This is a genomic window from Pseudomonas sp. H1_G08, assembly GCF_054681355.1.
Window position 1 is genome coordinate 5299666 of record NZ_CP162822.1, and the last position, 13695, is coordinate 5313360.

8 protein-coding genes are annotated in these 13695 nt (G+C 58.8%); 5 read left to right on the forward strand and 3 right to left on the reverse strand.

The window, feature by feature from the left end; all coding sequences use genetic code 11:
- Positions 1 to 53: 53 nt before the first annotated feature.
- Both AB4N85_RS24075 and putA read right to left on the reverse strand, forming a co-directional pair.
- Complete coding sequence (locus AB4N85_RS24075; RefSeq protein WP_460066159.1) at positions 54 to 1049, reverse strand: IS110 family RNA-guided transposase; 996 nt, start codon at positions 1047 to 1049, stop codon at positions 54 to 56.
- A 442-nt stretch (positions 1050 to 1491) separates the two neighbouring features.
- Positions 1492 to 5445, reverse strand: a complete 3954-nt coding sequence (gene putA, locus AB4N85_RS24080) for a trifunctional transcriptional regulator/proline dehydrogenase/L-glutamate gamma-semialdehyde dehydrogenase (RefSeq protein ID WP_457264584.1) — start codon at positions 5443 to 5445, stop codon at positions 1492 to 1494.
- A gap of 458 nt (positions 5446 to 5903) precedes the next feature.
- Between putA and putP the strand changes: the two genes are divergently transcribed.
- The 4 genes from putP to AB4N85_RS24100 all read left to right on the forward strand — a co-directional run bounded on the left by putP (position 5904) and on the right by AB4N85_RS24100 (position 11106).
- Positions 5904 to 7388 (forward strand): sodium/proline symporter PutP, encoded by a 1485-nt coding sequence (putP, locus tag AB4N85_RS24085; protein WP_150638076.1) that lies wholly within the window; start codon positions 5904 to 5906, stop codon positions 7386 to 7388.
- 347 nt (positions 7389 to 7735) lie between these two features.
- Positions 7736 to 9751 (forward strand): type VI secretion system Vgr family protein, encoded by a 2016-nt coding sequence (locus AB4N85_RS24090; RefSeq protein WP_460066163.1) that lies wholly within the window; start codon positions 7736 to 7738, stop codon positions 9749 to 9751.
- Positions 9732 to 10454 carry a DUF4123 domain-containing protein gene (locus AB4N85_RS24095; RefSeq protein WP_370695110.1) on the forward strand — a complete coding sequence of 241 codons (723 nt, stop codon included), beginning with the start codon at positions 9732 to 9734 and terminating at the stop codon, positions 10452 to 10454. The genes AB4N85_RS24090 and AB4N85_RS24095 overlap by 20 nt, the downstream gene beginning before the upstream one ends.
- A gap of 331 nt (positions 10455 to 10785) precedes the next feature.
- The gene (locus AB4N85_RS24100; protein ID WP_056787448.1) at positions 10786 to 11106 is read left to right on the forward strand and encodes a hypothetical protein; all 321 of its coding nucleotides are present in this window, start codon (positions 10786 to 10788) and stop codon (positions 11104 to 11106) included.
- A gap of 165 nt (positions 11107 to 11271) precedes the next feature.
- On the opposite strand, the gene AB4N85_RS24105 is transcribed toward AB4N85_RS24100, so the two are convergent.
- Positions 11272 to 11505: a S1 domain-containing protein gene (locus tag AB4N85_RS24105; protein ID WP_150638083.1), complete on the reverse strand. Its 234-nt coding sequence runs from the start codon at positions 11503 to 11505 to the stop codon at positions 11272 to 11274.
- Positions 11506 to 12808: 1303 nt separating this feature from the next.
- Here AB4N85_RS24105 and AB4N85_RS24110 point away from each other — a divergent pair.
- Positions 12809 to 13648, forward strand: a complete 840-nt coding sequence (locus AB4N85_RS24110) for a 23S rRNA (adenine(2030)-N(6))-methyltransferase RlmJ (protein WP_460066166.1) — start codon at positions 12809 to 12811, stop codon at positions 13646 to 13648.
- Positions 13649 to 13695: the final 47 nt, after the last annotated feature.

Consider the following 13695-nt stretch of genomic DNA (forward strand, 5'->3'; position numbering starts at 1 on the left):
TTCGGCAGCTCCTACATTTGGAATGCGTTTCCCTGTAGATACTCTGTTCACGGTCAAGCTTTTTGGGTGTGTTTATCGCTAAAAAGCTTGGCTGTACTGAAGTCTTCGCCTGCCCGCATGCAGGCCCATAGTCCGGTCAGGTATTTGCGCATGACTGCGACAATAGCCTGCATCTTCCTCTTTCCTCGAGCCACCAAGGCTTCGTAAAACGCTTTCACATTTGGGTCGCAACGTATGGCGGTCAGCGCAGGCATGTACATCGCTGATCGCAAATAGGCATTGCCGCCCTTACTTATCCGGCCGGGTTTATCAATGCTGGTGCCTGATTGCGTGAGTCGGACATCGAGTCCGGCATGGCGGCTGACCTGCGCTGACTTGAGCGTTACCGGTAAGGTCGTCAGTTCAGCCAGCGCCGCAAATACTGAGATCTCACCCATGCCAGGGGCGGCGATCATGTGGGCGAACTGGGCGCTCAACGTTGGGCAGTTGTCGATCAATGCACGACCCGCTAGTCGGAAACGCTCGATTCGTTTGTCAAAGGCGTTGATGGCTTCTTCTTCGTCTTCAATCAGCATCAGAAGAGTTGTTTGAGTGGCTTTTAGTGCATGCAGCTCGTTTTTGGCGCGGGTGCGATGACCCGTCAAACGATTGATGTGGCGACCGATAGCGCGTAGCTCAAGCTGTATTGAAGTGGGCGGCGTCCACAACCTTGGGCTCATGCGTTCGCCGTACTCAGCTAATAACTGGGCATCGATTGCGTCCGTTTTGCTGTTTTTCAGCATCAGTTTTGCAAAGTTGTGAAAACTCTTCGGATTGATAACCGAGACTGGCAAACCCGCCGCAGCGAGCTCCATGGCCAAGTCCAGATAGTAGATTCCTGTGGCTTCCATCACCACAGACATAGGCTTGAGCTCAAGCAATTTGCCGACAGCAGCTTTGCGCCCCGCCGGTGTCTGGTCGATATTGCACTGACCTGCAAAGCGGCCGCCATTGCGCCAGCCCATCGCTGTAGTGCGAGATCCCACATCCAAGCCGACGTGCATGTTCATGCTTTCAACTCCAAGAGAACTGAGTTAAAAATGCTTCCTGGTTCCCCTGACCTCGAACTTCATGCCACTGCAACCTTGTAATGCGAAGTCCGACTCGTCGGCTTCTCGATACTCTTCGTGGTGGGCAATGAGGCGGGGGGACCTCTCTACATACAAGGTCAGGAGCAAGTCCTGCCTTAAGGAGCGATCGGTCTCCCCCAGAAACACATCTTCGTATGTCGCACCAGCGAGCTTAGATCTCATTCATGCTGGTGTGTGGGGAACATACAAGGAGCTGCCGAAGGCTGCGATCTTTTGATCTTCTGTGGAAGCGAGCCTGCTCGCGAAAGCGGTGGTTCAGGCAACATTGATGTCGACTGAAACGCCGTCTTCGCGAGCAGGCTCGCTGCCGCAGGGTATTGCTTACCAGGCAACCATTGCAGTCGCCTGGACTTACAGCGGTTTAACCGATCGTCATCAGACTGGCATTGCCTCCAGCAGCAGCCGTGTTCACGCTCAATGCACGCTCGATCACCAGGCGCTCCAGGGCAATGTTGGTCTCGCCTTGGGACAGTCCCTGAACGCCAACGATCGCGCCGCCACGCTGGGCGATCTGCTGGCAGACGCCGCGCAACTGGTCGGAGTGGCCGTGATGCAGCACGGCATCGAACACCACTTCGTCCTTGTTCCAGTCGGCAACACGTTTGATCCGCGCCTGGACTTCCTTCGGCAGACGGGCGAACAACGCCTTGGTCAGCTCGGTTTCCGGCCACACCGCCGAACCGCCCACTGCCAGCACCGCCGCCAGTTGCGTCAGCAGATCACCTTCAACTTCCGCCAGGCACAGCACGTGTTCGCGCGGCAGAATGGCGTAGCTGTTTTTCTCGCCGGTCGGGCCAGCCAGCACGCGGGTGATGCCGCTCTGCGACTGTGCTGCGTATTGCACGCACAGGGTGCTCAGATCGGCGAACTTGTTGTTGTCGGCCCAGGCTTTCAGAGCGTTCAACGATTGGCTCATGGCATCGCGCAAGCGCACGTCCGGGGCGACGATGGCGTCACCGCGAGCGAAGGATTGCTCGATGGCGTCGCTAGGACGCGTCGACAGCAAACGGTACAGATACAGCGGGCCGCCGGCTTTCGGGCCAGTACCCGACAGGCCTTCGCCGCCGAATGGCTGCACGCCGACCACGGCACCGACGATGTTGCGGTTGACGTAGACGTTACCGGCGTTGACGTTGTCGATCACCTTGGCGATGGTCTCGTCGATGCGCGTGTGCACGCCCAGCGTCAGGCCGTAACCGGAGGCGTTGATCTGGCCGATCAGTTGATCCAGCTCTTTGCGCTTGTAGCGCACCACGTGCAGTACCGGGCCGAAGATCTCGCGTTGCAGTTCGTCGAAGCTTTCCAGCTCGATCAGGGTCGGCATGACGAAGGTGCCGCGCTTGATCTCTTCGCTGTCGGCAATCGCAACCTGGTAAACATTGCGACCTTTGTCGCGCATGCCCTGGATGTGCTTGTCGATGCCGGCCTTGGCTTCGGCGTCGATCACCGGGCCGATGTCCACGGACAGACGCTCGGGGTTGCCGAGACGGCTTTCGGCCATGGCACCCTTGAGCATTTCGATGACGCGATCGGCGGAATCTTCCTGCAGGCACAGCACGCGCAGTGCCGAGCAACGCTGGCCGGCGCTGTCGAAGGCCGACGACACCACGTCGATCACCACTTGTTCAGTCAGTGCCGAGGAATCGACGATCATCGCGTTCTGGCCACCGGTTTCGGCGATCAGCGGAATCGGACGGCCCTGGCTGTCGAGACGGCCAGCGATGTTGCGTTGCAGCAAGCGCGCGACTTCGGTGGAACCGGTGAACATCACGCCTTTGACGCGTTCGTCACCGACCAGACCGGCGCCGACGGTTTCACCGCGCCCCGGCAGCAGTTGCAGCACGCCTTCCGGGATGCCGGCTTCGAGCATCAGGCGCACAGCCTGAGCCGCTACCAGCGGAGTCTGCTCGGCCGGTTTGGCCAGTACCGGATTACCGGCAGCCAATGCCGCAGCGACCTGGCCGCTGAAGATTGCCAGCGGGAAGTTCCACGGGCTGATGCACACCACCGGGCCCAGTGGGCGGTGGGCGTCGTTGCTGAAATCGTTGCGCGCCTGCACCGCGTAATAACGCAGGAAGTCGACGGCTTCGCGGACTTCGGCGATGGCGTTGGCGTAGGTCTTGCCGGCTTCGCGAGCCAGCAGGCCCATCAGCGGCTGGATCTCGCCTTCCATCAGGTCAGCGGCACGTTCCAGGATCGCCGCACGTTCGGCCGGCGGGGTGGCCTGCCAGATCGGCGCGGCGTTCAGCGCGCATTGAATGGCGCTGTCGACATCTTCAACGGTAGCTTCTTGAACATGACCGACCACATCGCGGTGATCGGACGGGTTCAGCACGGCGACCGGCGTTTCGTTGCTGGACGCGCAACCGAGCATCGGCGCGGCTTTCCAGTCGTTGTGCGCGGTGGCGAGCAGGGCGCAGGACAGCGAGGCCAGACGATGTTCGTTGGCCATGTCGATGCCGCTCGAGTTGGCGCGCTCGGCACCGTACAGGTCACGCGGCAGCGGAATGCGCGGGTGCGGCAGGCCGAAACCACCTTCCACGGTGGCCATCTGCTCGATCTGCGCCACCGGATCGGCCACCAGTTCCTGAATCGAAATCGACTGGTCGGCGATACGGTTGACGAACGAAGTGTTGGCACCGTTTTCCAGCAGACGACGCACCAGGTACGCCAGCAGGGTTTCGTGGGTGCCGACCGGTGCGTACACACGGCACGGACGGTTCAGCTTGCCTTCGGCAACCTTGCCGACAACCTGCTCGTAGAGCGGTTCGCCCATGCCGTGCAGGCACTGGAACTCGTACTGGCCCGGGTAATAGTTCTGACCGGCGATGTGGTAGATCGCCGACAGGGTGTGGGCGTTGTGCGTAGCGAATTGCGGGTAGATGACTTCCGGTACCGACAGCAGTTTGCGTGCGCACGCAATGTAGGAAACGTCGGTGTAAACCTTGCGGGTGTAGACCGGATAGCCTTCCAGACCTTCGACCTGGGCGCGCTTGATTTCGCTGTCCCAGTACGCGCCTTTTACCAGACGGATCATCAGGCGATGACGGCTGCGGCGGGCCAGATCGATCACGTAGTCGATCACGTACGGGCAACGCTTCTGGTAAGCCTGGATGACGAAACCGATGCCGTTCCAGCCAGTCAGCTGCGGCTCGAAGCACAGGCGCTCAAGCAGATCCAACGACAGCTCGAGGCGGTCGGCTTCTTCGGCGTCGATGTTCAGGCCGATGTCGTATTGCTTGGCCAGCAGGGTCAGCGACAGCAGGCGCGGATACAGCTCGTCCATCACGCGCTCGTACTGCGCACGGCTGTAGCGCGGGTGCAGCGCCGAGAGCTTGATGGAGATGCCCGGGCCTTCATAAATTCCACGACCGTGGGACGCTTTGCCGATCGAGTGGATCGCTTGTTCGTACGAGGCCAGGTATTTTTGCGCGTCGACTTCAGTGAGTGCCGCTTCACCGAGCATGTCGTAGGAGTAACGGAAGCCTTTGGCTTCGAACTTGCTCGCATTGGCCAGTGCTTCGGCGATGGTTTCGCCGGTAACGAACTGCTCGCCCATCAGGCGCATGGCCATGTCGACGCCCTTGCGGATCATCGGCTCGCCGCTCTTGCCGATGATGCGGCTCAGCGACGAGGTCAGGCCGGCTTCGTTGTGGGTGGAGACCAGTTTGCCAGTCAGCAGCAGACCCCAGGTCGCAGCGTTGACGAACAGCGAAGGGCTGTTGCCCAGGTGCGGATGCCAGTTGCCGGTGCTGATCTTGTCGCGGATCAGCGCATCGCGGGTGCCTTTGTCCGGGATGCGCAGCAGCGCTTCGGCCAGGCACATCAGCGCCACGCCTTCCTGGGACGACAAGGAGAATTCCTGCAACAGACCCTGAACAATACCGGCACGACCGCCGGCACTTTTCTGGTTACGCAGTTTTTCGGCGATGGTCGCCGCGAGCTTGTTGGTGGCTTCGGCCATCGGTGCCGGCAGGCGTGCCTGCTCGATCAGCATTGGCACCACTTCCGGCTCAGGGCGGCGGTAAGCAGCGGTGATCGAAGCGCGCAGCACCGATTGCGGGAGGATGCTTTCAGCGAATTCGAGGAAGCATTGGTGAGCGTGATCGGTCTGCACTTCGCCTGCGTCATCGGCGTCTTTGGCGGTCAAACCGTTCAACTCGGTCAGGGTTGCACCACCCTCGAGTTTTTCCAGGTAATTGAAAATTGCCTGCTTGATCAGCCAGTGCGGCGTGCGATCAATCGAGGTTGCGGCAGCCTTCAGGCGCTCGCGGGTCGGGTCATCGAGTTTGACCCCAAGGGTGGTGGTAGCCATATTTTTATCCTCATGGTTGCCACAGTTGCGTGGCATCAGCTGGCCGCAAGATTAGCCGTGCGCTGAATGAGGTGCAACCGGGTGCAACCCTTTTTTTGCCGGAATAATACGCAGCTCGTCAGGAAATAATTTCTGGTACGAAAGTGCTGCTCCTGCTTGGTGCTTTTACTTCTAGCAAAGAGGCATGACTGCCACAAAAGGGAGCAAAAACGGGGTGATCGTCGATTAATCCGATTGGGTGCAACTAATTCTCGCGAAACTGGTTGCACCTTATTTGCTTTGTTGCATAGCATTCGCCGCCAAGGTGCAACCGGGAATAACCCGGTGTACCGGCTGATGGCTTTCCTGGGGAAACATCAGTCTTAAATGCGCGGGATCCCGGATCGTCTGCCAAACGTCGTCGTTTGCGAGCGGTTCACTACCGCCGCTACATAAAAACAAAGCCAGGGCGTAACTCAATGAGCGTAAGCAATCCAACCCTGATCACGTTCGTGATCTACATCGCAGCAATGGTGCTGATCGGCTTCATGGCCTATCGCTCCACGAATAACCTTTCCGACTATATTCTCGGCGGTCGCAGCCTCGGCAGCGTCGTCACCGCGCTGTCTGCCGGTGCCTCCGACATGAGCGGCTGGTTGCTGATGGGCCTGCCGGGCGCCATCTACATGTCCGGTCTGTCCGAAAGCTGGATCGCCATCGGCCTGATCGTCGGTGCCTACCTGAACTGGCTGTTCGTCGCCGGCCGTCTGCGGGTGCAGACCGAGCACAACGGCGATGCACTGACTCTGCCGGACTACTTCTCCAGCCGTTTCGAAGATAAAAGCGGCTTGCTGCGGATTATCTCGGCGGTGGTGATTCTGGTGTTCTTCACCATCTACTGCGCTTCCGGCATCGTCGCCGGTGCGCGTCTGTTCGAAAGCACCTTTGGCATGTCCTACGAGACGGCGCTGTGGGCCGGTGCTGCGGCGACCATTGCTTACACCTTCGTCGGCGGTTTTCTCGCGGTGAGCTGGACCGACACCGTACAAGCGACCCTGATGATCTTCGCGCTGATCCTTACGCCGATCATCGTCCTGCTGGCCACCGGCGGCGTCGACACCACGTTCCTGGCCATCGAAGCGCAGGATCCGAGCAACTTCGACATGCTCAAAGGCACCACCTTCATTGGCATCATCTCGCTGATGGGTTGGGGTCTGGGCTACTTCGGCCAGCCGCACATCCTCGCGCGTTTCATGGCGGCGGATTCGGTGAAGTCGATCGCCAAGGCGCGTCGCATTTCCATGGCCTGGATGATCCTGTGCCTGGGCGGCACCGTGGCGGTGGGCTTCTTCGGTATCGCTTACTTCTCGGCGCACCCGGAAGTGGCCGGTCCGGTCACCGAGAACCCGGAGCGCGTGTTCATCGAACTGGCGAAAATCCTCTTCAACCCATGGGTTGCCGGTGTGCTGCTGTCGGCCATTCTGGCTGCGGTAATGAGCACCCTGAGCTGCCAGTTGCTGGTGTGCTCGAGCGCCCTGACCGAAGACTTCTACAAGACCTTCCTGCGCAAGTCGGCCTCCCAGCTTGAGCTGGTCTGGGTCGGTCGTGCCATGGTGCTGCTGGTAGCCTTGATTGCTATCGCGATGGCTGCCAACCCGGAAAACCGCGTACTGGGTCTGGTGTCCTACGCCTGGGCCGGTTTCGGTGCTGCGTTCGGTCCGGTGGTGCTGATCTCGGTCGTCTGGAAAGACATGACCCGCAACGGCGCACTGGCCGGCATTCTGGTCGGGGCAATCACCGTGGTGGTCTGGAAACATTTCGAACTGCTGGGTCTGTACGAAATCATTCCGGGCTTCATCTTTGCCAGCCTCGCCATCTACTTTGTCAGCAAGGCGGGTGAACCGACTCGCGGCATGGTTGAGCGCTTCGAGGCAGCGGAAAAAGATTTCCATCTGAACAAGTGATGGACTGAGCTTCGGCTCACATGAAAACGGCTCGTTTCCTACCGGAGGCGGGCCGTTTTTTGTTGCCTGTGATTCTTCAACAACACTGGAGAACCCTGTGGGAGCTGGCTTGCCAGCGATGACGGTGTGTCAGTCAGCGATAAGTTGAATGTGCCGACCTCATCGCTGGCAAGCCAGCTCCCACAGGGACACTGACCGGCTTGAAGGAATGTCTGTAGTCAAAGTGCTAATTTCTAAAGGTCCTTTCAGCAAACCACGTAGGGCAAATCTGAATTTCCCGTCACCTGCTCATCACCCCTTGCCCCTCATGCAGAATCGCCCGCCCTCACACTGCAGAGAGACATCGGATGTTCGCGCCTGCCAATCAACCGCGTTTCACGTTGACCCTCGAAGGCGCCCGGCACGACCTCAAGGTCCTTGAGTTCACGGGCAGGGAAGCCATCAGCCAACCCTTTCGCTTCGAGCTGGAACTGGTCAGCGAGCGGCCGGACCTGGATCTGGAAAGCCTGCTGCATGGTCAGGCGTTTCTGAGTTTCGATGCTCAGGGTTGCGGTATTCATGGTCAGATTTATCAGGTCGGGCAGGGCGATTCCGGGAAACGTCTGACACGCTATCACCTCAGCCTTGTCCCGCGTCTGACGTATCTGGGGCATCGCATCAACCAGCGGATTTTTCAGCATCAGAACGTGCCGCAAATTGTCACGCAGATCCTCAAGGACCATTCGATCCTGCGCGATGCCTTTGAATTTCGCCTGGGCAGCGAATACCCGGAGCGCGAATACTGCGTGCAATACGCCGAAAGCGATCTGGCCTTCATCCAGCGTCTGTGTGCCGAAGTCGGCATTCATTACCACTTTCAACACAGCCCCGAAGGCCATTTGCTGGTATTCGGCGACGACCAGACCGTGTTCCCCAAGCTGCCCGAGCCGACGCTGTATCTGCCGGGCAGCGGCATGTCGGCGGGCGCGCCGGCGATTCAGCGTTTCAATGTGCGCGTGGAAACCCGCACCAGCGTCGTCACCCGGCGCGACTACAACTTCGAAAAACCACGCCTGTCGCTGGAAAGTCGCAGTGACGGCGAGCAGCGTCCAGTGCTGGAGGACTATCACTTTCCCGGTCAATTCAATGATCGCGAAACCGGCAAAGGCCTGACGCGCCGCGCGCTTGAACGTCATGTCGCCGATTACCGTCAAGCCGAAGGCACCAGCGACGAATCCTCGCTGGTCTGCGGCCATTTCCTGCAACTCACCGGGCATCCGCGCAGCGACTGGAATGATCTGTGGTTGCTCACCTGTGTCGAGCATCGCGGCCGTCAGCCGCAGGTGCTTGAGGAATCGGTGACCAGCGATGGCGAATCCTTCCAGGGCTACCGCAATACTTTCGTCGCCACGCCGTGGGACGTGGTCTTTCGTCCGGCGCTGTGCCCGGAAAAACCGCGCATGTCGGGCTACCAACCTGCCGTGGTCACCGGCCCGAAAGACCTTGAGATCCATTGCGATGAATACGGCCGGGTCAAAGTGCAACTGGCCTGGGACCGCGATGGCGAACTCAATGAGCACTCCAGTTGCTGGCTGCGCGTTGCGACCGGTTGGGCTCACGATCACTACGGCAGCGTGTTGATTCCGCGCGTCGGCATGGAAGTTTTGGTCGGCTTCATTGATTGCGATGCCGACAAGCCGCTGGTCATGGGTTGCCTGCCGAATGCGGCGACCCCGGTGCCGCTGGATCTGCCGGCAGACAAGACCCGCAGTATCTTCCGCAGCCAGAGCAGCCCTGGCGGTGGCGGTTATAACGAACTGCGCATCGAAGACAAAAAAGGCGCCGAGGAAATCTACCTGCGTGCCCAGCGCAACTGGACCCAGCATGTGCTCAACGACCAGCAGCTGCAGGTCGATAATCAGCGCAGTGTGGTGGTCACCGGCACCGCCCGCCATGAACTCAAGGCCGACGAGCAACGCATCACCCACGGCCAGCGCCAGACCGAAGTCAGGCAGGATGATCATTTGTCCGTGCTCGGCGACCGGCAGGTGCGGGTGAACAGCCAGGCCACCAGCGCCTCGGCGCAGATCCATATCAGCGCAGGCCAGCAAGTGGTGATTGATGGCGGCGCGAGCGCGACGATTCAGGCCGGGGGACAGTGGATCAACATTGGTCCCGGCGGAATTTTCAGCAGCGTGCCAATTGTTGTGGGCGGCGCGCCGATGGCGGCGACCAGCGCTGCGCCGGTGGTGCCGGGATTGCCGGAGAAACTGGCCGCTGCGCCGGCGGCGATTCTCACCGCCGCACAGATCATGAGTCTCAAAGGTGATGCGCCATTCTGCGAGGAGTGTGAGCGTTGTAAGGATGGTGTTTGTGCAGCGTGAGGAATTGACGCCCGAACAATGGCTGGCGCGGCAGCCGCTGCATGCGTCGGAACAACTGTTCGCCATTTTCAGCCGCGCCAGCGACGCCGATGCCTTCAAAGCCTGGCAGGGCACGGCGAATCCGGTCTGGGCCGAGACAATTTATGCCGAGTGGGACGCGGTGATGCCCTACGTGGGAATTGTCGCTGCAGACAGTGAGTTTTTACGTTGGGTGGCGGAAACAGAATCCCGGGATTGGGGATGGTTGGCGGTGTCTTCGGCGGATCTTGACGTGCTGGTCGAACATTTCCGCAGCCTCACTCAAGTGCTGATGCCGGACGGTAAAACCGTGTTTTTCCGCTTTTGGGATGGTCGGTTTCTGCTGCCTCTTTTGCACTCTGAGGAGGTCAATTCCGCGCAATTGCTGCCAGTCGTTTCACGAGCCTTGATCAATGGCCAAGCCATCGAAATCGCGGGCCGTGCGCTGGTTTCGGGGCGGGTCTTTCCGTGGTGGAGCGTGCCGCAATCGCTCTTGGCGCAGACAGATGCAAGCGTACGCATCGCCAATGCTTTGCAATGGCTGAGCGAGGAGCAACCGGCCGTGTTCGAGGCGTTTCCCGAGGCTGTTTTGCGCTGCAAGGTCGGGCAGTTTTTCAAATTATCGATGTCGGAAGATTCGTCACGATCGTCCCTTCTGGAGTTTTTGCTGGCAGAGGCAGAGTGAAATTTCGGGGCAAACGCTTCGGACGTTTCCTTCGAATCGCGGCGGCTTTCATGAACTGGTGCGCGGTGGGTTGCAGGGATAGTCTTTTCGTTGTCGCCGCGAGAGCGTTGGCAGGATGAAGGATTCCCGCATTCATGACGTTACAGTTCGTTGGCTTTTTGCGGCACTTGGTTCAAGTCCGTAAGATCGTTCGCGGCGGCTGTGCGTGGGGCACGCTTCGGCGTGGCCGAGGTCCATGATTGCTCGGTTCCTACTCCCGCGCACAGCTGCCACCCTAACCCGTAGGAAGGTGTGATGGCGGCTCACGTTTATCAATCATGGGACCCGGAAAATGACCAATATGCATACTGATTCACCCTACGAAAAAATCACTCCTCACCCCGACAACCGCTTCATGGCCCTCACCGGCAATTGCAGTGACATGCCCAGCCTGTTCGTCGACACCCACGTGCCCCTCGACATCCTCATGGACGCCGCCAACCATCGCATCCGCGCCGTGGTCCAGGTCCTGGAAAACATGTGCATGCGCGGCTCGATCGAATGCGACTCCGTGATCCTCAGCGACTTCGCCCTGCTGTGCGCCATCCCATTGCGCGATGGCTGTGATGTGCTCGATGTCATCGGCAGACGCTTGCGCAGCATGCCCGCCTGAAGATCAGAAGATCGCAGCCTTCGGCAGAGTGGACGCCTATCCCATGTAGGGGCTGCCGAAGACTGCGATCTTTTGTCGTTGAAGAGCAAGTCACGGCGTTGTTTTAGGCTGCGAAGCCAACCTTATTGAAGCGGTAAACAGAATTTTTTATCAGGGTTACTTTTTTTATATCTTTGTCACATTTCCCAGAAGTCTGCCAGCAGCGCCGTCGCTAATGGTAAAGCTGACCTTGTCACCAACTTTCAGGCGGGGATCGCCCGGAGTGCTTACGCTCAGGTCTCCACTGTTGTCATCGGGTTTCACCGTTATTGAGTATGTTGGGTACGGCCCGCCTGCACCACTGGTATAGGCGCTAATCACGGTGCCATTGCCCGATGTATTTACAGTAATTTTTGCCATTTCCAATCTCCTTCCAGTCGTAGTCTAGAATCAGGGCGATCGATTGATTTTCGCGTCGTTCAGACTATGGATCAGTAGCTACCGATAACGCCACTGTCAGATCTGACAGGTAATTGCATTAAATACTACCGTCTATCCAAATTCGACCTTTGTGCAGCTCCGTAAAATTCCTCATCTCCGATTTCCTGATATGGCCTTCAACTACCCCCCACTTTGCGCCGTGCTCCTGGTGCTGGAGAATATATGCATGCGCCGTTCGATCAAGGTGACTCGATGATCCTCAGCGACTTCGCCAAATTCTGCGCCATCCCCTTGCTCGACGTCATCGGGCGACGTCTGGGCGCCATGCCTGCCTGAACTGTTCAGAAGCAAAATCAAAAGATCGCAGCCTTCGTCAGCTCCTACACGGGATCATCTGTAGTAGCTGCCGAAGGCTGCGATCTTTTGACGTTTAGGGTTCAGCAGTCAGTCTGCGATGTGCCGATCCTGGGTCTTGATAAAACTGTCGAAAGCCTCTGACTTGAGACCTCCAGGCACCCATAAAAAACGAAATGGCTTTTCGAGTGTTTGCTGATCGACGGTGTCTGCTCAGATGCCGCATACACATAGTTTCTGGTTGTTTTATAACGATCGTGCAGCACTTGCAGCGTGTCTTCATTTTGCTGGATGGAATGCAGGCCGTTGCCCATGGATGAGTAGGCATTGGCGGATAGTGCAATGTCTTTTCTCTGGGCTGATTGCTCATTGAATGGCGCCGGGATGCAGTTGGCTCAGCCCGTAGTTCTTTAGTGTCTGGCGTGCCTGTTCAATGTGGGTTTCGTCGGCAAGGGCGAGGTATGGACTAAGAAGGCTGAGTAAACAGATGATCAGATATCGCATGAATTTTTGACTTCCTGTCGTTGATGGTTAGCCAGTTTAACGCCATAAAAGCAAAGCCCCTCACCCTAGCCCTCTCCCAGAGGGAGAGGGGACTGACCGAGTTGTCTGGGTGTTGTACGCCGACCTGCGACTTCAGCGGTGAACTTCGCTTGGCCAAGCCTGGATGGTGGTGTTCTTTCGGGGGACTGACCGAGTTGTCTTGGTGTTGTACGCCGACCTGCGACTTCAGCGGTGAACTTCGTTTGGCCAAGCCTGAGATCACGTCGATCATTCAGGTCGATGTAACTCGCAAGATCGCCACCGTAAGTCCCCTCTCCCTTCGGGAGAGGGTTAGGGTGAGGGAAAGGCGTTTGTCCACTCGGCTGCGAACCCCTGACTTGCCGACCGGTAAAAGGTAAACTTTGCGGCCCTCGCAGGAGCAGCCATGAATTATCGTCACGCCTTCCATGCCGGCAATCACGCCGATGTGTTCAAACACCTGACCTTGACCCGCCTCATCGCTCTGATGTCGCGCAAGGAGCAGCCGTTTGCCTATCTCGACACGCACGCCGGCATCGGTCTGTATGACTTGCAGGGCGATCAGGCCAATCGCACCGGCGAGTACCTGGAAGGCATTGCGCGCTTGTGGGATCAGCCGGACCTGCCGGCGCTGACTGCCGACTATATGAAGGTGCTGCACGAGATGAACCCGGATGGCCAGTTGCGCTATTACCCGGGTTCGCCGGAGCTGGCACGACGTCTGACGCGGCCGCAGGATCGGGTGATGCTCAACGAGAAGCATCCCGAAGATGGCGTGTTGCTCAAGGACAACATGGCCGGCGATCGTCGGGTAAAAGTGCATCTGGGCGAGGGCTGGCACGTGGCGCGGGCGATGTTGCCGGTGCAGGAGAAGCGCGCGGTGATGCTGGTCGATCCGCCGTTCGAGCAACTGGACGAGATGCAGCGCTGCGCGGCGTCGATGAAAGAAGCCATCGGCCGCATGCGCCAGACCGTGGCAGCGATCTGGTATCCGGTGAAGGATCAGCGTGCATTGCGGCGTTTCTATCAAGACCTGGCGGGCACGGGTGCGCCGAAGTTGCTGCGTGTGGAGCTGCTGGTGCATCCACTGGACACGCCGAACAGCCTGAACGGTTCCGGGCTGGCGATCGCCAATCCGCCGTGGGGGCTGGAAGAAGAATTGCGTGAGCTGCTGCCGTGGTTGTCGAAGAAGCTGGGGCAGACTCAGGGTGGCTGGCAGATGGATTGGCTGATTGCCGAGAGCTGATCGCCGAGCGATCGTTCCCACGCTCCGCGTGGGAATGCCTCAATGGA

Bases quoted from the DNA above. Each gene is read 5' to 3' on its own strand.
- AB4N85_RS24075 (WP_460066159.1), bottom strand. From the start codon at position 1,049: ATGAACATGCACGTCGGCTTGGATGTGGGATCTCGCACTACAGCGATG.
- AB4N85_RS24090 (WP_460066163.1), top strand. From the start codon at position 7,736: ATGTTCGCGCCTGCCAATCAACCGCGTTTCACGTTGACCCTCGAAGGC.
- putP (WP_150638076.1), top strand. From the start codon at position 5,904: ATGAGCGTAAGCAATCCAACCCTGATCACGTTCGTGATCTACATCGCA.
- AB4N85_RS24110 (WP_460066166.1), top strand. From the start codon at position 12,809: ATGAATTATCGTCACGCCTTCCATGCCGGCAATCACGCCGATGTGTTC.
- AB4N85_RS24095 (WP_370695110.1), top strand. From the start codon at position 9,732: ATGGTGTTTGTGCAGCGTGAGGAATTGACGCCCGAACAATGGCTGGCG.
- AB4N85_RS24100 (WP_056787448.1), top strand. From the start codon at position 10,786: ATGACCAATATGCATACTGATTCACCCTACGAAAAAATCACTCCTCAC.
- putA (WP_457264584.1), bottom strand. From the start codon at position 5,445: ATGGCTACCACCACCCTTGGGGTCAAACTCGATGACCCGACCCGCGAG.
- AB4N85_RS24105 (WP_150638083.1), bottom strand. From the start codon at position 11,505: ATGGCAAAAATTACTGTAAATACATCGGGCAATGGCACCGTGATTAGC.